At 54.5% G+C, this 17,958-nt stretch carries 12 protein-coding genes and 3 tRNA genes; 9 read left to right on the forward strand and 6 right to left on the reverse strand.

All coding sequences use genetic code 11. The features are described 5' to 3' along the window. The first annotated feature begins 182 nt into the window (after positions 1 to 182). The 3 genes from AC1EKE_RS00975 to AC1EKE_RS00985 all read left to right on the forward strand — a co-directional run bounded on the left by AC1EKE_RS00975 (position 183) and on the right by AC1EKE_RS00985 (position 3,468). Positions 183 to 815: a tail fiber domain-containing protein gene (locus tag AC1EKE_RS00975; protein WP_297128880.1), complete on the forward strand. Its 633-nt coding sequence runs from the start codon at positions 183 to 185 to the stop codon at positions 813 to 815. 92 nt (positions 816 to 907) lie between these two features. After that, positions 908 to 2,683, forward strand: a complete 1,776-nt coding sequence (locus tag AC1EKE_RS00980; protein ID WP_480307612.1) for a S8 family serine peptidase — start codon at positions 908 to 910, stop codon at positions 2,681 to 2,683. Continuing rightward, entirely contained in the window at positions 2,683 to 3,468 is a 786-nt protein-coding gene (locus tag AC1EKE_RS00985) for a class I SAM-dependent methyltransferase (RefSeq protein ID WP_480307614.1), read from the forward strand. The genes AC1EKE_RS00980 and AC1EKE_RS00985 overlap by 1 nt, the downstream gene beginning before the upstream one ends. Positions 3,469 to 3,861: 393 nt before the next feature. Here the strand turns inward: AC1EKE_RS00985 and AC1EKE_RS00990 are convergent, their stop codons facing one another. Then, positions 3,862 to 4,017: a hypothetical protein gene (locus AC1EKE_RS00990; protein ID WP_480307615.1), complete on the reverse strand. Its 156-nt coding sequence runs from the start codon at positions 4,015 to 4,017 to the stop codon at positions 3,862 to 3,864. A 194-nt stretch (positions 4,018 to 4,211) separates the two neighbouring features. Here AC1EKE_RS00990 and AC1EKE_RS00995 point away from each other — a divergent pair, with 194 nt between their 5' ends. Together AC1EKE_RS00995 and AC1EKE_RS01000 are read left to right on the forward strand one after the other, a co-directional pair. Next, positions 4,212 to 5,198 (forward strand): GSCFA domain-containing protein, encoded by a 987-nt coding sequence (locus AC1EKE_RS00995; RefSeq protein WP_296165373.1) that lies wholly within the window; start codon positions 4,212 to 4,214, stop codon positions 5,196 to 5,198. Then, positions 5,195 to 7,678, forward strand: a complete 2,484-nt coding sequence (locus AC1EKE_RS01000; RefSeq protein WP_480307617.1) for a bifunctional UDP-N-acetylmuramoyl-tripeptide:D-alanyl-D-alanine ligase/alanine racemase — start codon at positions 5,195 to 5,197, stop codon at positions 7,676 to 7,678. Before AC1EKE_RS00995 ends, AC1EKE_RS01000 begins: the two co-directional genes overlap by 4 nt. Before the next feature lie 88 nt (positions 7,679 to 7,766). Here the strand turns inward: AC1EKE_RS01000 and AC1EKE_RS01005 are convergent. From AC1EKE_RS01005 to typA, 3 genes are all read right to left on the reverse strand, one after another. Continuing rightward, positions 7,767 to 7,853 (reverse strand) — tRNA-Leu (locus tag AC1EKE_RS01005). A 13-nt stretch (positions 7,854 to 7,866) separates the two neighbouring features. Continuing rightward, a tRNA-Gly gene (locus AC1EKE_RS01010) sits at positions 7,867 to 7,939 on the reverse strand. Positions 7,940 to 8,007: 68 nt separating this feature from the next. Further along, positions 8,008 to 9,810 (reverse strand): translational GTPase TypA, encoded by a 1,803-nt coding sequence (gene typA, locus AC1EKE_RS01015; RefSeq protein ID WP_296162805.1) that lies wholly within the window; start codon positions 9,808 to 9,810, stop codon positions 8,008 to 8,010. 216 nt (positions 9,811 to 10,026) lie between these two features. Between typA and AC1EKE_RS01020 the strand changes: the two genes are divergently transcribed. Continuing rightward, positions 10,027 to 11,406 (forward strand): tetratricopeptide repeat protein, encoded by a 1,380-nt coding sequence (locus AC1EKE_RS01020; RefSeq protein ID WP_296162801.1) that lies wholly within the window; start codon positions 10,027 to 10,029, stop codon positions 11,404 to 11,406. Positions 11,407 to 11,555: 149 nt separating this feature from the next. On the opposite strand, the gene AC1EKE_RS01025 is transcribed toward AC1EKE_RS01020, so the two are convergent. Further along, a tRNA-Asn gene (locus AC1EKE_RS01025) sits at positions 11,556 to 11,629 on the reverse strand. Between the two features lie 75 nt (positions 11,630 to 11,704). Beyond that, positions 11,705 to 13,390: a putative transporter gene (locus AC1EKE_RS01030; RefSeq protein WP_480307619.1), complete on the reverse strand. Its 1,686-nt coding sequence runs from the start codon at positions 13,388 to 13,390 to the stop codon at positions 11,705 to 11,707. A gap of 788 nt (positions 13,391 to 14,178) precedes the next feature. Here AC1EKE_RS01030 and AC1EKE_RS01035 point away from each other — a divergent pair. The 3 genes from AC1EKE_RS01035 to AC1EKE_RS01045 all read left to right on the forward strand — a co-directional run bounded on the left by AC1EKE_RS01035 (position 14,179) and on the right by AC1EKE_RS01045 (position 17,911). After that, positions 14,179 to 15,219, forward strand: coding sequence for an SLC13 family permease (locus tag AC1EKE_RS01035; RefSeq protein ID WP_480307620.1), 1,041 nt, complete (start codon positions 14,179 to 14,181; stop codon positions 15,217 to 15,219). A gap of 87 nt (positions 15,220 to 15,306) precedes the next feature. Next, on the forward strand, positions 15,307 to 16,008 hold the full coding sequence (locus AC1EKE_RS01040; RefSeq protein ID WP_480307622.1) for an SLC13 family permease: 702 nt from the start codon (positions 15,307 to 15,309) through the stop codon (positions 16,006 to 16,008). 73 nt (positions 16,009 to 16,081) lie between these two features. Continuing rightward, entirely contained in the window at positions 16,082 to 17,911 is a 1,830-nt protein-coding gene (locus AC1EKE_RS01045) for an SLC13 family permease (RefSeq protein ID WP_480307623.1), read from the forward strand. Positions 17,912 to 17,958: the final 47 nt, after the last annotated feature.

The raw sequence follows: 17,958 nt of genomic DNA on the forward strand, positions 1-17,958 counted from the left end.
CACAAGGGCAATTTCTTTTACCGATATTAGGTGCGACTAATACCGATATTAGAGCTCACTAATATCGGTATTAGAGAAAAGGCTGAGGGGACAGACCCACATTGTGTATTGTTTTTTTAGAATGAAGAATATGTTTACCTTTGCTAAAACTTATAATCATAACCCTTAGCATTTATAGTCTTATGAGAATTGATCACATTGTCCCTATCTGCTTAGCGTTGTTTGTGTTTTCGCTGATAAGCACAAAAGACGTATCCGCACAAGTGCGGTTTCGTCCTCTGAACAAGATTACCATCGGTAACATAAAGCCATATGACTCATATGGGCTTACTATGGTCACCGACGGCTTGTTTTTTACATGCAAAGGCGGTAATTTCCTCAAGATGGATGTTATGCCTTCAAACCCAAGGATCTCCGGCACAGGGGATCAGGTGGTTTTCTATAATACTGCAACCAGTTCTTTCAATAGCATACAGGTGAAAAAAGTATTCACCTACTCAGATGTTCGCGCCAAAACGAACATTCGGTCACTCAGTGATGGTTTGATGATCATTAATCGGCTCAGGCCGGTGACGTATAGATTTGCAGACGAACGGTACTTGCTAAAGCGTACAGCTACCGGATCGCAGGAGATTGGATTGATTGCCCAAGAAGTAGAAGCAGTTCTTCCTGAAATCGTATACACCGATGAGGAGGGCCACAAGCTCATTAACTACGATGCACTTATTCCTGTTCTCATTGAATCTGTGAAGAGTCTCTCTTCACAGGTTGAAGACCTTAAGCGAGAAGTCAACTATTTGCAGAGCTTGCATTGATTATGATTCGGAGATTTAAGCTACCTTACGCTCTTGTAGCGTTTTGTGGACTGTTTTGCCTTCTTGGGTGCTCTGATCCAATCGGTGAGGAGATGAGTGCTGTCACTTCATCAGAGCAACGCAGTACCAAAACAGAGGCTCGTAACGTTGCTACGCGCTTTTATTACTATAGAGGAGAGAAGTTATTCCTAACCCCTACATTTGAGAAAGTGTTTGTCGTCTATCGCGACATCTCATCATTCTCATCAGAAAAGAGGTCTGATGCCATATTTTCAGGCTCTGTGTTGTCTGCTGAAACACCAAGCGGGGGGGGTGCTCCCAATGCTATAGAATCCGGTCTCGGATGGGCTGTCGTCCCCACCACATCCTTGCAAAAGCTTTCCTCCAATGATATCGTATACAGAACATCTACCTTAAAGGACAGCTCTGGTGAGGAGTATGGCTTAGGCTATACTGTCTATGTGAAACTAAAGACACCAAGAGACGAGACCTTTTTGCGGAATTTGGCCAAGACTTATGGGCTGACCGTGGCGCGGCAGAATGAGTTTATGCCGTTGTGGTTTGTGCTCTCTTGTCTTTATGCACCCGGGGATCGAGATGCCTTAGACTACGCCAATCTTTTTGCTGAAACGAAGAGGTTTGAGGCTTCGGAGCCGGATCTATTTCCTCTTAGGAGTTTGCTCAATACCACTCTGGATGATCCACTTTATCATTTTCAGTGGGGGCTTAACAACACAGGTCAGAGAAATGGCACGCCCGGTGTTGACATTTCTTACGAAAACGCCCGCCTTATAACAGCTGGTAGCAAGGACGTTGTTGTGGCAGTGATAGATGAGGGGGTTGACTTGACACATCCGGACTTAAACCTCTTTTCAAGGAGTTACGATGCGGTTTCAAGAACATCTCCTTGTAAAATCTACGGAAGCCACGGGACTGCTTGTGCCGGCATAATAGGTGCTAGATGTAGTAATGCGCTTGGGGTCTCGGGTATAGCTCCCGAGTGTCCTATACTTCCTATCAGTATCAACTTTAGTGATAGGGTAGGGATATACGAAGCTATTTCTAATGCGTTCAATTTTGCGGTAGAACAAGGAGCAGCAGTTATTTCTAACTCTTGGGGAGGTCGTGGATCTGCAGGGATGAGTATACTGGAGGATGCCATTCGACGATCTCTTAATACAGGAAGAAATGGTCTCGGTTGTGTTGTGGTGTTTGCGACTGGCAACGATGATCTTGCTGAGATTTCATACCCTGCCCGTGCTATTTCAGATGTCTTGGCTGTCGGAGCAATGGATCCTAATGGAAATAGAAAGAGATCAATGGCTTTTGACAATATTAACTGGGGTTCAAATTATGGGGAAGGACTCGATTTAATTGCCCCAGGGGTTTTTATTCCCACAACCGATATCCAAGGTTCTCGAGGGTATGATCCTAGCGACTATTTCTTAGAGTTTAATGGGACATCTTCTGCATGTCCTCACGTTGCCGGAGTAGCGGCACTTGTTCTCTCAAAGTACCCCTTGCTGAATAGGTCAGAGGTGAATGAGATTCTTTGCAAGTCTGCCATAAAGATTCCTGCGTATGATTTTTCAAGACAGGATAAGTATGGTGATTGGAATAATGAAGTTGGCTATGGAAGGCTTGATGCTTATTCAGCCTTGTTGACAGCCGCAGCCCATAACGACGAGGGGGTAGTTTATTTTCAAAATAAACAAGTGTATAGTGATGTGTCCGTGAGTGGAGGGAGGATTGTTTCAGACCATGTAAAAGTGTTCTCCAATGGCTATTTGACATTCAAATATGATAGGGAGTTGACTATTGATGCGCCCTTTGATATTGAATACGGTGGTCAAGTGAGTATATTGTAATGCAGCAACGTCATCTGGATAGGCTCGCCTATTTCGGCGAAGAGGTTGCGACCTCTCAGGCATTCTATTTGCCATATGTCAGGAGTTTTGTTGGTTCTCTTGAGTCTTTAAACATTATTGAGATTGGCTGTGGTGAGGGGGGCAATTTACTCCCCTTCTTCCATGCCGGGGCGAGGGTTACCGGAGTTGATCTATCGGAGAAGAAAATTGCTCTTGCAAAGCGATATTTCAGGCTTAACAAGGCTCAAGGAGTATTTTTGACAGATGATTTCCTTAACTGTCCATTAGACTGTGGAGGCTTTGATGTGGTGATTTGTCACGATGTCATAGAGCATATTAGTCCGTCCAAAAAGTTGCCATTCATACAACGCTTAGGTGCGCTGTTAAAGGAGAGGTCCGGTGTCGCATTCATAGGATTTCCTGCTTGGCAAATGCCTTTTGGAGGGCATCAGCAAATGTGTGGCCATCCGATCATCTCGCACCTGCCGTGGATACATCTATTGCCCAAGCAGGTTTATAGAGGATTGCTCTCACTGGCTGGAGAAAGAGAGGGTACAATTAGAGAGCTATTGGAGATCAAGGAGTCCGGTGTGTCCGTGGAAAGCTTTCTCAAACTCTGTGAAGAGTCCAAATTAGAGATCCTTGACAGTAGACTTTGGTTTATCAATCCTCACTACCAGGTCAAGTTTGGACTTGTCCCCATTGAGCTCTGTTCTTTTGTTTCCGGCATGCCATATGTGAGGAACTTTCTTTCGACTTCATGCTTTTTTGTCCTTACAAATTAGGATCGGCACCCTTATCTTTTTTCGACAGCCCTCTCGCCGGACCTCAATGTCGTCTCGACCGATCCTGCCGTCCCGATCTGCCTCACGAAAACCACTCAGGTAATCCTTGTACCACCGGTCAAGACGCTTCGCATCCGTCCCGAGGACATAGGCGATACTACCAATGCTTATCGGCTTCCCTTCGACCAATTTCTTTTAAAAAAGCACCGAACTTCGGTGTGCATTTGATCCTTTCGATCGTGTATTTATAGGTGTTGAAAAAGGACTTTCGACCACCCTTCTCCTTCCACCGCTGCCGGCGTATGTAGATGAATGCCTCGCAACCGGCTATGGAAAAAGTCTGGATCTCGCAGGGATTCATATAGCCACATCGGACCACCTCATTGGCTTCCGTCAGCTCCGGAGGATAATGGCTCTCATCGTCCTTCTCGTCTCCATATAGAGTCGGTACACCCCACACTCCTTTTTCACCTCCTTCAGCTCAAAGTCGTGAAGAATCTCCTCCGGAACAAATGCCGATATCAGCTCCCTTATCTCTGCTGTTTCCATAGCCTCTTAACAACTTCCTCATCTATTATCTATTGTCTCCTCAACAAAGGTAATCTCTTTTCCCCTCCCGTCCCAGCACATCAAAATGCGAATTAGCCGGTATTAGAGAAAAGGCTGAGGGGACGGCTCCTCATCCCCCTTTTTTGCGACCGTTTTTCAGTACACATAGCGGTATTTATCAGTACCTTTGGGGCATGATTTTTCGCAAGGTCATCGAGATAAAAAAGCCGGTCAGGCTCTACGATCGAGGAGATCGCTTCGCACTATGGGGCTCCTGCTTCTCCACCCGCCTGAGGGACTATCTCACGGGAGAGCTCTACGATGTATCCGACTCGCCCTATGGGATCATGTACAACCCTCTCTCCATCGCCCGGGGCATGGAGCGCCTGCTCTCAGGCAGAGCCCCACGCGAGGAAGAGCTGATACTCCGAGATGGTCGCTGGCACTCTATGATGCACCATGGGGCCTTCTCTCACAGTAGTAGGGAAGTGGCTCTACAGGGAATGCGGTTGGCCTTTGAGAGGTCAAGGGCAGCGCTCACGGAGACTGACCTGCTCATCCTGACCCTCGGCACCGCCTGGGTCTACGAGCGACAGGGGGAGGTGGTTAACAACTGCCACAAGCTGCCTGCCGAGGACTTTACCCGCCGGCGTCTGTCGGTCGACGAGATCGTCAGCGACTGGAGCAGACTGATCCCCTCACTGATCGAGCAGGCACCCGGTATCAGGATCCTCCTCACCGTCAGCCCGATCCCTCACTACAGAGATGGTGCGCACGAGAGTCGTCTCAGCAAGGCAATCCTGATGCTGGCTGCCGAGAGACTCACGGAGCTCTTCCCCGATCGGGTCTCCTACTTTCCCTCATATGAGATCATGCAGGACGAGCTGAGGGACTACCGATTTTACGACAGGGACATGGCACACCCAACCGACCAGGCAGCGGAGTACATCATCGAGCGCTTCTGCGAGTGCTACCTCCGAGAGGAGAGCGGACCCACTCTACAGAGGTGGGCGAGAGTGCGCAAGCAGCTCATTCACAGACCGCTGACAGACAGTCCGGAGAGCCTACGTGACCACTATAACCCACTCCTCACTGCCCTCCTTGAGATCCGAGCTGAGCTGCCGAGAGACTATCTCGATCGTGAGATAGAGCGGATACAAGAGACACTATCACATCTATGACATCAGTAACAATCACCGATATAGCTTCGGCACTGGGGTGCCCGATGATCAGGGACAGCCGTATGATCACCACCCTCCTGACCGACTCCCGGGCACTCACTTTCCCCGAGGGGACACTTTTCTTTGCCCTCGTCACCCAGAAGCAGGACGGACACCGGTACATCAAGCCGCTCTACAGCCGGGGGGTGCGTGCCTTTGTCATCTCGGACCGGCACTTCCCGACCGATGAGTACCGCGATGCCTCCTTCATCACGGTGCCGGACACCCTCGCCGCCCTGCAACAGGTGGGCTCGCTCCACCGCCACAGGCTGTCGATGCCGGTCGTCGGCATCACGGGGAGTAATGGGAAAACGACCGTCAAGGAGCTGCTCTATCAGATGATCGGAGGGGTGCGAAAGGTGGCTCGCTCCCCTCGTAGCTACAACTCCGCCATCGGTGTGCCGCTCTCCCTCTGGGGCATCAGCGATGACGCCGACCTCGCTCTCATCGAGGCGGGCATCTCACGACCGGGCGAGATGGACCGGCTCGAGCGGATCATACTGCCGACGGTGGGGGTGCTGACCCACCTGGGGACGGCTCACATGGAGAACTTCCCCGATCGGCAGGCGCTGATCAGGGAGAAGCTTAAGCTCTTCCACCACTGCGACCGGGTCTATGGGTGCCTTGATCCGGATCCTGACTTGGAGACCGTCCTGCGGGAGGGGAGCTACCCCTTTGCACTCACCGGCTGGAGCCGAAGTGGTCAGGATGCGGTCCTCAAGATCCGCAAGGAGGTGCATACCCCCGGAGGCGTGGATGTGGATGCCTGCCTGAGTGGGAGGGAAGTACACTTCGAGCTACCCTTCCTCGATGACGGGACGATAGAGGACTGCTACCTGGCACTCTCCGTGCTGACGGAGCTGGCACCAGAGCGACTGGAGGACCTCTCCTTTACCCGCAGGCTGGAGCCGGTCTCCATGCGCCTCGAGACTCTGGAGGGGGAGCACGGCATGACGATCATCAACGACACCTACAATGCCGATCTCGACTCTCTCTCCATCGCACTCTCTGCCCTTAGGCGCCGGCAGGAGCTGCTCGCCAAGCCATCTGCCGTCATCCTCTCAGCCTTCCGCGAGAGCAGCCACGACAAGACGGGGCTCTACTCCACGATCTCGAGCCTCCTCCGTCACTTTGACCTCTCCGAGATCATACTGATAGGCGACGAGATGGGACAGTACCGGGCCTCCTTTGACCCCGGTGCGAGATACTACCGCACGACGGAGGACTTCCTCGCCGACCATCCGGAGGAGTACCTCGCTGATCACGTGGTGCTGATCAAGGGCGCTCACGAGAGCCACCTCGAGGAGATCGTGAGGAGAATGGTCCGGCGAGTGCACCAGACGATCCTTAGTGTCAATCTCTCTCGCCTGGGACACAACCTCGACCTCTACCGCGCGCACCTTCCGAAGGGGATGAAATTTACCTGCATGCTTAAGGCCAACGCCTATGGTCTCGGGAGCAACGAGGTGGCGCGATACCTTGAGCAGACGGGGGGGGTGGACTACTTTGCCGTGGCTGTCTGCGATGAGGGGAAAGAGCTTCGCCGTCTCGGCATCACCACGCAGATCATGGTGATGAATCCGGAGCCGGGGTCGTATGAGCAGATCATGAGCAACCACCTGGAGCCAAATATCTTCAATAAGCACCTCCTCCTCGACTTCATCTCAGCTGCTGAGCGGTATGGCGCCCACCTTTACCCCATCCATCTGAAGTGGAATACCGGCATGCACAGGACCGGATTTGACGAGGAGGAGGTGGAGGAGGTGCTGACCATCCTCTCCCGGACCGGTGCTGTCCGCGTCGCCTCTATCTTCACCCACCTCTCGGTCGCTGACGAGCCGACTGAGGACGACTACACCTACCGACAGCTGGCGATGCTGGACCGCGTGGAGGAGCGACTTCGTCACGCGCTGCCCCACCCCTTCCTCAAGCACGCCCTCAATACCGCCGGCATGACGCGCTTCCCGGAGTACAAGTCCGATATGGTCCGGCTCGGGTGTGGGCTCTATGGGCTCTCCCCCCTGCAGCTGGATCCTATGGGGCTGGAGCCGGTAGCGTCACTCTCCTCCGTGATCCTCCAGACACGCAACCTCCCCGCCGGTGCCACTGTCGGCTACGGGCGCAAGGGGCTCCTCACGCGCGACTCTCGCATAGGAGTGATCCCGATCGGCTACGCTGACGGGCTCCCAAGGCAGCTGGGCAATGGTCGCGCACTCTTCCGGACAGAGTCAGGCGCTCTCGTCCCCACGGTGGGCAACGTCTGTATGGATGCAGTGATGCTCGACCTCACCGATGCGCCGACCGCCATCGAGGGCAGTCGGGTGGTGATCTTTGACGACCAGCTCCCTATCACCCGTCTCTCCGATGCCTGCGACACGATACACTACGAGATCCTCTCCCGACTCTCGAGTCGTATCGCCAGGCACTACTTCACAGAGTAAGGTCTAGAAGAGAGAGAGCAAAAAAGGCGCACGCCGGGCAGTAATGCCTGACGTGCGCTTTATTTGTGCTTAGAGAAGACTCTCTCTGTGCCCGAAGCGGGACTTGAACCCGCACGACCTTATTCGGGTCAAAGGAGTTTAAGTCCTTCGTGTCTACCGATTCCACCATTCGGGCGGTGAATCAAAAGAGCGGAAAACGAGGCTCGAACTCGCGACCTCAACCTTGGCAAGGTTGCGCTCTACCAACTGAGCTATTTCCGCAAAACCCTTCCCCTACCAGTTTCGTGACGCAAAGTTACGATTTTATCGCAACTCCGCAATGTGTCTGCTTACTTTCCTGACCGCTTGCGATCAAGCTCACTAAGGAGGATCTTACGCAGACGGAGGCTCTTCGGGGTGATCTCCACCAGCTCGTCCGACTTGATATACTCCAGCGCATCCTCGAGTGAGAAGATGATGGGCGGTGCGAGCACCACCTTGTCGTCGCTTCCGGCGGCACGAACATTGGTCAGCTTCTTTGACTTGCAGACATTGCAGGGGAGGTCGTTGTCCTTATTGTGCTCCCCTACCACCTGTCCCTCGTAGACGTCCTCACCCGGAGCGATGAAGAAGCGCCCGCGGTCCTGCAGGTTGTTGAGAGCGTAGGCAAAGGCATTGCCGGTCTCCAGCGAGACGATGGAGCCATTGGTGCGGCCGGGAATATCCCCCTTCCAAGGCTCAAAGGAGAGGAAGCGGTGCGAGATGATGGCCTCACCACTCGAGAGCGTGAGGGCAGCGTTATTGAGTCCAAAGATCCCTCGAGAGGGGATGTGGAAGGTGACGCTGACACGACCGTTATTGGTCTCCATAGCCACCATCTCCCCCTTACGGCGGATGCAGAGGTCGACCAGCTTGCTGGCGCACTCCTCGGGAGCCTCAATCTCCAGCTCCTCAATAGGCTCGCACTTCTGACCATCGATCTCCTTGATGACCACCTGAGGCTGACCCACCTGCAGCTCATAGCCCTCACGACGCATCTCCTCAATCAGGACGGAGAGGTGGAGGATACCACGGCCGTAGACCATCCAGCTGTCGGCGCTATCGGTCTGCTCAACACGGAGGGCAATATTCTTCTCCGTCTCCAGCATCAGCCGATCCTCGATCTTACGCGAGGTGACATACTTGCCCTCTCGACCGAAGAAGGGGGAGTTATTGATCGTGAAACGCATGCTCATCGTCGGCTCATCGACGGCGATCGTGGGGAGCATCTCAGGCGACTCCGGGTCGGCAATGGTCTCTCCGATCTCGAAGCCGTCAATGCCGATCACGGCACAGAGGTCGCCGGAGTGTACCTCGTCCACCTTCTGACGACCGAGACCGCTGAAGATATCCAGCTCCTTGATCCGCTGCTTCTCGATCGAGCCATCAGACTTCATCAGCGCGATCTCCTGACCGGCGCGGATTGTACCGCGATGGACACGACCGATGGCGATACGACCCACGTAAGAGGAGTAACTCAGGGAGGTGATCAGCATCTGGAGCGGTCCCTCGTTGATGGGAGGCGCGGGGATATACTCGATCACGCCATCTAAGAGCGCAGTGATATCCTTCGTCGGCTTATGCCAGTCGGTGCTCATCCAGCCCTCCTTGGCAGAGCCGTAGAAGGTGGGAAACTCGAGCTGCTCCTCAGATGCGTCCAAGTCAAACATCAGGTCAAAGACCTTCTCCTGCACCTCATCGGGTCGGCAATTAGGCTTATCGACCTTATTGATGACGAGGATCGGCTTGAGCCCTATGCGGAGGGCTTTCTCTAATACAAAGCGAGTCTGCGGCATCGGGCCCTCAAAGGCATCCACCAGCACGAGACAGCCATCTGCCATATTGAGGACGCGCTCCACCTCACCCCCGAAGTCGGCGTGCCCGGGCGTGTCAATGATATTGATCTTGTAGTCCTTGTACTGGATGGAGACGTTCTTGGAGAAGATCGTGATACCTCGCTCACGCTCTAGGTCATTGTTGTCCAGTACCTGCTCCAGCTTCTCACTCGGGTCCCTGAAGAGGTTACCCGCCTGCAGCATACGATCCACGAGAGAGGTCTTACCATGGTCGACGTGAGCGATGATCGCGATATTTCTGATCTTATTTTCTTCCATCTTTTTCGTCCTAAAATGTGCGTGCAAAGTTACATAAATTGCAACGAACGCCATCAAGCAGACACTCCGTGATATGATTGTGTACGAAAAGGTCCCATCTGCCACTTACATACGAGATTCGGCAGAAACTTATGCGATGATTTTATTACATTTGTAATACTTAGAGTGGTGGCACCTATTGTGCTTAGATTTCCTCTGAGGTTACCTTATTTTATTATGATCGAATTTTTAAAGTCTAATTTCACAGTCGGTGATCCTATTGAGATCACCACGGACACTGAGACGGTACAGGGTCAGATCGAATTCATCGGACCCGACTACATCGTCCTGAGACTTAGTAATAATCAAGTCAAGGGCATCAGCGAGTCAAGCATCCATACATTCTCCTCCATCAGCGAGCAGACCCGCCCCGACGATGCGCGGGACGATGCCGCCCCCGAAAAAGAAGAGGAGCAAGAGAAGTCTTCCACCGAGACCTCAACCAAGGAGACAGAGCCGGTCAAGCCTTTTACCAAATACAAGCCGGGTGATCGCGTCCCCCTCTCAGTGCTGACAGAGCGGGATCCCTCACTGCTCAACGACTGGAGCAAGAAGGGTGAGACAAAGAAGAGAAATGAGGAGGCAGTCGAGGGAGTACGCGAAGCCTATGTCCAGGCAAAGAGTGCCAGCAGAAAAGAGGACCAAGTGGTGATCTCCCCCATCGGCAAGATCGTACAGCTCCGACCATCTTACCAATTTGGCTTCATCGACATCCCGGATGGACGACGCTATTACTTTAATCGATCAGATATTATCGACAGCTCTCTCAGAGACTTCTCCGGAGAGAATATTGAGGTGGTATTCCTCCCCGCCTCCAACCATAAGGGGCTGACGGCGAAGGCTATCGTCCGTCCCCAGACGGTGGACAAGCTACTGGATATCGTGATGGAGCGGACCACGCAGGGGGACCTCTTCCGGTCACGCAATCTCCTACGCCTGATCACCGACAAGTACCCCAAGAACCAAAGTGCCAAGGAGGTACTTGAGGCTCTAGAGAAGGTGCTGGACAAGAATCGCGACACCGAGGATGGGGACGATGCCGACGCCTACAACGAGGGCATCCGACTCATGAATGAGAAAGACTTTGAGGGAGCACTCAAGGGTTTCTTGGCCTCGATCGAGGAGGGGAAGCGCGTAGAGCAGGCGATCAAGCAGGCGATAACCACCTACGTGCGTATGTACACCGCGACAGAGGATCTGGAGATCAAGGAGACCATCAGGCACTCAGCACTCGACTTCATCAACGAGAAGCGGAGCGAGCTGCCTGATAACATCAATACGCTCTTTGTCCTCGAGAACGCCTACTTTGCACTCGGTGAGTACACCGCCCACATCGACATCGTAGAGGAGGTGATCAACTTTTGCGCCAAGAAGAGGGACATCGCAAAGTACCTCTTCTACCTTCGTAAGGCGGCCCAGAGCTACTTCCGTCTCGGTGACTACGCCCGTGCCCTCGATACTGCACAGGAGGGACTGGAGCGGGAGCCGGATGACGAGCAGCTGATCAAGCTCAGGGATATGGCTCAGGATGAGCTCAATGTGAGACTGAGGAAGTAAGCATACCTACCTTCATAGAACCACCTACGGGCGGCCGAGAAAAGAGTTCTCGATCGCCCGTAGTTGATTTCAGTAGATCTCTGGATGGCAGCAGCAGACAAACAAAAAAGCGGCTGAGAGAAATTTCTCTCAGCCGCTTACTCAACCTGCGCTTGAACTTGGACTTGAACCAAGGACCCTCTGATTAACAGTCAGATGCTCTAACCAACTGAGCTATTCAAGCATTTCCTCCCGTCCCCTTTTGCTCTGCAAAGGTAGGATGATTTTCTGAAATCTCCAAGCCTACCCAGGCACTAAATCACAAGAGCCCGGGGAAGAGTCCTACCACCAGCTGGCTCAGGATCACCCTCGCAAACATCGCCATCGGGTAGACGGTGGCATAGCTGATCGTCGGGTCATCATCGTCATCGCCATCACTGACGAGACTGAGTGCCATAGGATTGGCCATCGCACCGGTAAGCATCCCTGAGGCGACGTTGTAGGACATATTGGTCCACTTAAGCACCACCAGTCCTACGATCAGCGTCGGGACGATAGTGATCACTGTACCCCAGGCAAACCACTCCAGACCGGGACCATTCACCAGCATCTCCCAGAAGTGCTGCCCGCTACTGAGTCCCAGACCGCCCAGGAAGAGCGCCAGACCTAAGTTTCGCAGCATCAGATTGGCACTTGTGGTGATGTAGATATTCATCTTGAAGCGCGGACCATAAGCCCCCATCAGGATGCCGACGATGATCGGACCGCCCGCCAGCCCCAGCCGCAGCGGTGCGGCAAGCCCAGGCAGATAGACCGGGATCATACCCAGCAGGCAGCCCAGCGCTATACCGAGGAAGATCGATACCACGTAGGGCGTATCCAGCGGCTTCAGTTCGTTACCCACGACGTTGGCCAGCTCCTTGATGTCCTTCTCCCGACCTACGGCACTCAGGCGGTCACCCATATGGAGCCGAAGATTGGGCCGAGCGACCAGCTCCATGCCGTTGCGCGTCACTCGGGTGATATTGACGTCAAAGCGACTGCGTATCCTCAGCTGGCTCAGCTTCACGCCATTACAGGACTCTTTCGTCACCAAGAGACGCTGCATCACCAGCGGATCACGGTCATTGTCCCACATGAGCTCGTCCTCCCGCTTCTCTACAGTGCCGAAGAGGTAAGTCAGTCGCTCCACATCACCCCGCTCACTAGCCACCCGGAGGTGATCTCCGGTATGGAGGAGCGTGTCCTTGGTCGGTGTGATATACTCCCCGTCTCGGAAGAGCCGTGACACGATGAAGTGCCCGCCCAGAATATCCTGCAAGCTACTCATCTTCTGACCATCAAGGGCGGGATTGGAGACCACATACTCTCTTGCCGTATGCTGTGACTCCCTGTCCACCAGCGTGCTGTGCTGATCGGTCTTGTGGGGGAAAAGGCGCTTGAGGAGTGCGAGGACGAGGATCACCCCCACCACGCCCATCGGATAGGTGATGGCGGTAGCGATCGCCATATCATTGGTCGAGCGAAGGATCTCCGCCGGATCAGAGAGCGCCGTCGTCGCCGCCTGCTGTGCGGCTGCCATGGCAGGCGTATTGGTGACTGCACCGGAGAGCGTACCGATGAGCCCTGATAGGTCCAGCCCCGTAGTCTCGAGGAGGATAAAGAGCATCGCAAAGCCGCCGGCTATCAGCACTAAGCCCCAGAGGTTGAGCCACACCCCGTGCTGACGAAATGACGAGACAAAGCCCGGCCCCACCTGCACTCCGAGGGCATATATAAAGAGGATGAGCCCAAAGTCCTGGATCACCCGAAGCATATCCCCATTGACCCGCGCCCCGAAGTGCGCAAAGAGGATACCTACGAAGAAGACCCACGTCACGCCCAGTGTAAAGCCCTTGATCTTAGCCTTGCCTAAGTAGACGCCCATTGCACAGACCACACAGAGTAGTAGGATGGTCTGTATCGGTGTACCGGAGGACCATATCGCCTCCCATGCTGCTTCCATTACGTTATCTCAATCTTCAATTTTTGCGTGCGCAAAGTTAAGCATAATAAGCATGTTATAAAAAAAAGCAGTCGAGTCTACTGCCGGACAGAGCCCCCGGATCGGTCCTGTGATCGGGGCAGGGGTGACGCATATGAGTGGCACATAAGCCACTCAACTCACTGTGAAGAGTGGGAAACGAAGCACCTGCAATGGCGTCGCACCATCAAGCCTACCCGGAGAGTGAAACACCCCTACCCAAACAGCCCACTCCTCAGGGAAATCTCTAATACCGATATTAGTGAAGCCTAATACCGATATTAGACTTCACTAATATCGGTATTAGATAGAGTGCCTATCCATCGGGCATTGGGCACCACTCCCCTTATGGGCTCCACAGCAAGGGCAATTAGAGCCTATGGAAGCAACAGAGATAAGGGAGCTAATATCGGCATTTGTCCCGGAGGAGATCCTTTGCGATGGTGCTGCCGAAGTGAGCCCCGGTCTCTTCCATTCTATAAGCTATTGTATTGGTTTGTTTCTTCTCGGATCAACTCCCCCCCCTCCCGGCAGATCAAACTGCGAGCCGGCCATATTATGTTCGGCATGCACTATCTTAGGCAATGATGGTTTTTCTTGGGATTAAATTTATCGGCAGAGATGGAGCATTTGAATGGCTTCAGTAAGGCTCAAATGCGTCATCCCCATCCTATACGATCGGGGTAATAAGTCAGGAGACAAAGTCTTTTTAAGTATCTTTGAAGAAAACCAAAAGAGAATAATCACCACCGCACAACAATTGATTTTCGATGGTACAAGTTCTTATCATCCTATTACTTACGGCAGTACTACTGATGTGGGGGCGGATCCGGTCGGACGTGATCGCGCTCTGCTCGATGGTGGCGCTCGTGCTGACAGGAGTGATCACGCCGGAGGAGGGCTTGGCAGGATTCTCCAATTCGGTCGTCATCATGGTCGCCGGGCTCTTCATTGTCGGGGGCGCCATCACCCAGACCGGTCTCGCCCGACTGATCAGCAATAAGGTACTCTCCCTTGCCGGGGAGAGCGAGCTAAGGCTCTTCTACCTCGTCATCCTCGTGACGATCATCGTGGGACTCTTCGTCAGCAACACCGGCACCGTCGCCATACTTATGCCGATCGTGGTGACGATAGCCTCGCAGTCGGGCGTGGATGCACGCCGGTTGCTGATGCCGATGGCCTTTGCCTGCAGTATCTCGGGGATGATGACGCTGATCGGCACGCCGCCTACACTTATCGTGCACAATTCGCTCATAGAGTCGGGACATGAGGGGCTGCACTTCTTCACTACCCTGCCGGTGGGGCTGGTGATCCTCCTGATCTGCGGCACACTCCTGCGACCACTCTCCAAGCTGCTCGCTCGCAGCGGGGAGACAGCGATGGACACGAAGCGGATGCGGAAGAGTCCGGAGCAGCTCAGCCGGCAGTACAATCTGCTCGAGGACCTCTACCGACTGCGGATCGAGGAGGGGAGCTTCCTGCGGAAAAAGACGCTTGCCGAGCTGGACCTTACTGGACGCTTCCACTGCAGCGTGATCGGTGTGAAGGGGGTCCACCTCGGAGCTCGTGCCACGGTGCCCACGGCAGAGACGATGCTGCATCGGGGCTTTGTACTCCACGTGAGCGGTGCGTATGAGGACGTGCAGAAGCTGGCGGAGGAGGCCTGTCTCACCTTCCTCGACGATGAGCAGGAGGGGCAGCGGACTTTCTCGGGGCGGCTCTCCTTCAGCGAGTACGGGCTTGCCGAAGTGGTCGTGAAGCATGGCTCCCGCCTAGTCGGCAGGCATATCAGTGACACCGACTTGCGCTAGACCTATGGGATCAGCGTCGTCGGTCTGCAGCGACACAACTCCTACATCACGCAGAGACTCTCCCGAGTACGGATCCACGAGGGAGATATGATGCTGGTACAGGGTACATGGGAGGACATCGAGCGACTTGGGAGCCAGGAGCCGGACCTGATCGTGCTGGGCGAGCCCTCCGCGGAGGCCTCCAAGGTAATCATCAGCGAGCGCGGACCGCTGGCAGCGGTGATCATCCTGCTGATGATCCTGGCTATGATCTTTGAGTGGCTTCCACCGGTGATTGCAGTCCTCCTTGCCGATGCGCTGCTGATCCTCACCCGATGCTTCCGCAGCGCCAAGGATGCTGTCAGCACCATCAGCTGGGAGAGTGTGATCCTCTTCGCCTGCATGATGTCGCTCGCCACAGCGATGGACAATACCGGCCTCTCCACGGTGATCTCGGGCGGTATTGTCAGCGGGCTTGGTGCCTACGGACCCTACGCTGTCCTCGGCGGGATCATGCTGGGTACGCAGGTACTATCGATGTTCATCAGTAACACCGCCACAGCGGTCCTCTTTGCCCCCATTGCTCTCCAGGCTGCGACAGGGCTGGGAGTGGATCCCCTACCCTTCATGATCGGTGTCACCGTATCGGCAAGCATGTGCTTTATGAGCCCCATATCCACGACGCCCAACGCTATGGTCATGAGTGTCGGGCGGTATAGCTTTATGGACTATGTGAGGGTGGGACTTCCACTCCAGATCATCGTCATCGGAGCGATGATCTGGCTCATCCCGATGATCTACCCGCTGTGAGAGTAGCTGCAATAGGTTAAGTAACTTTGTGGAAAACCAAGAATAATCACTACCACATAGCAAACGATACACGATGATACAGGTCCTTATCATTCTAATAATAACGGCCGGACTGCTGGTATGGGGGCGGATCCGATCGGATGTGGTGGCGCTCTGCTCCATGGTGGCGCTCGTGCTGTCAGGAGTGATCACGCCGGAGGAGGGCTTGGCAGGATTCTCCAATTCGGTCGTCATCATGATCGCCGGGCTCTTCATCGTCGGGGGCGCCATCACCCAGACCGGTCTCGCCCGACTGATCAGCAACAAGGTTCTCTCCCTTGCCGGGGAGAGCGAGCTAAGGCTCTTCTACCTCGTCATCCTCGTGACGATCATAGTGGGACTCTTCGTCAGCAACACCGGCACCGTCGCCATACTTATGCCGATCGTGGTGACGATAGCCTCGCAGTCGGGCGTGGATGCACGCCGATTGCTGATGCCGATGGCCTTTGCCTGCAGTATCTCGGGGATGATGACGCTGATCGGCACGCCGCCTACACTTATCGTGCACAATTCGCTCATAGAGTCGGGACATGAGGGGCTGCACTTCTTCACTACCCTGCCGGTGGGGCTGGTGATCCTCCTGATCTGCGGCACACTCCTGCGACCACTCTCCAAGCTGCTCGCTCGCAGCGGGGAGACAGCGATGGACACGAAGCGGATGCGGAAGAGTCCGGAGCAACTCAGCCGGCAGTACAATCTGCTCGAGGACCTCTACCGACTGCGGATCGAGGAGGGGAGTTTTCTGAGGAAAAAGACGCTTGCCGAGCTGGACCTTACTGGACGCTTCCACTGCAGCGTGATCGGTGTGAAGGGGGTCCACCTCGGAGCTCGTGCCACGGTGCCCACGGCAGAGACGATGCTGCATCGGGGCTTTGTACTCCACGTGAGCGGTGCGTATGAGGACGTGCAGAAGCTGGCGGAGGAGGCCTGTCTCACCTTCCTCGACGATGAGCAGGAGGGGCAGCGGACTTTCTCGGGGCGGCTCTCCTTCAGCGAGTACGGGCTTGCCGAAGTGGTCGTGAAGCATGGCTCCCGCCTAGTCGGCAGGCATATCAGTGACACCGACTTGCGCCAGACCTATGGGATCAGCGTCGTCGGTCTGCAGCGAAATCGCTCCTACATCACCCACAGACTCTCCCGTGCCACCCTCCAGGAGGGAGATATGCTCTTGGTGCAGGGGACATGGGAGGACATAGAGCGACTGGGAGGTCAGGAGGCCGACCTGATCCTACTCGGTGAGCCGGCGACAGAGGCCTCCAAGGCGATCATCAGCGAGCGGGGTCCGGTGGCTGCGGCGATCATCTTCTTGATGATACTGGCGATGATACTCGACTGGCTTCCTCCCGTGATGGCGGTACTGATCGCAGACATCCTGCTGATCCTGACCCGCTGCTTCCGGAGCGTCAAGGATGCCATCGGGACGATTAGCTGGGAGAGTGTCATCCTCTTTGCTGCTATGATACCGCTAGCTACGGCGATGGACAATACCGGCCTCTCCACCATGATCTCGGGGGGCATTGTGAGCGGCCTCGGGACCTATGGTCCCTATGCGGTGCTGGCAGGGATCATGCTCGGCACGCAGCTGCTGACGACATTTATCAGCAATACAGCGACAGCAGTACTCTTTGCGCCTATCGCTCTGCAGGCAGCCTCGGCCCTTGGGGTGAGTCCGGTCCCCTTTATGATCGGTGTCTCCGTAGCGGCGAGCATGTGCTTTATGAGCCCCTTCGCCACCCCGCCCAATGCGATGGTGATGAGCGTCGGGAAGTACAGCTTCATGGACTACGTGCGGGTAGGTCTGCCCCTCCAGGTGATCGTCATAGCAGCGATGGTCTGGCTCCTGCCGCTCTTTTATCCTCTATAAAGGTCGTAAGGGAAGAGTAAAAAGGGCAAAAAATCGGGAGAATTTTC

This window comes from Porphyromonas sp. C0041D3 (assembly GCF_056590575.1).

Excerpts from the sequence above, each read along its gene's own strand:
- AC1EKE_RS00975 (WP_297128880.1), top strand. The coding sequence starts at position 183 with ATGAGAATTGATCACATTGTCCCTATCTGCTTAGCGTTGTTTGTGTTT.
- AC1EKE_RS00980 (WP_480307612.1), top strand. The coding sequence starts at position 908 with ATGAGTGCTGTCACTTCATCAGAGCAACGCAGTACCAAAACAGAGGCT.
- AC1EKE_RS00985 (WP_480307614.1), top strand. The coding sequence starts at position 2,683 with ATGCAGCAACGTCATCTGGATAGGCTCGCCTATTTCGGCGAAGAGGTT.
- AC1EKE_RS00990 (WP_480307615.1), bottom strand. The coding sequence starts at position 4,017 with ATGGAAACAGCAGAGATAAGGGAGCTGATATCGGCATTTGTTCCGGAG.
- AC1EKE_RS00995 (WP_296165373.1), top strand. The coding sequence starts at position 4,212 with ATGATTTTTCGCAAGGTCATCGAGATAAAAAAGCCGGTCAGGCTCTAC.
- AC1EKE_RS01000 (WP_480307617.1), top strand. The coding sequence starts at position 5,195 with ATGACATCAGTAACAATCACCGATATAGCTTCGGCACTGGGGTGCCCG.
- typA (WP_296162805.1), bottom strand. The coding sequence starts at position 9,810 with ATGGAAGAAAATAAGATCAGAAATATCGCGATCATCGCTCACGTCGAC.
- AC1EKE_RS01020 (WP_296162801.1), top strand. The coding sequence starts at position 10,027 with ATGATCGAATTTTTAAAGTCTAATTTCACAGTCGGTGATCCTATTGAG.
- AC1EKE_RS01030 (WP_480307619.1), bottom strand. The coding sequence starts at position 13,390 with ATGGAAGCAGCATGGGAGGCGATATGGTCCTCCGGTACACCGATACAG.
- AC1EKE_RS01035 (WP_480307620.1), top strand. The coding sequence starts at position 14,179 with ATGGTACAAGTTCTTATCATCCTATTACTTACGGCAGTACTACTGATG.
- AC1EKE_RS01040 (WP_480307622.1), top strand. The coding sequence starts at position 15,307 with ATGATGCTGGTACAGGGTACATGGGAGGACATCGAGCGACTTGGGAGC.
- AC1EKE_RS01045 (WP_480307623.1), top strand. The coding sequence starts at position 16,082 with ATGATACAGGTCCTTATCATTCTAATAATAACGGCCGGACTGCTGGTA.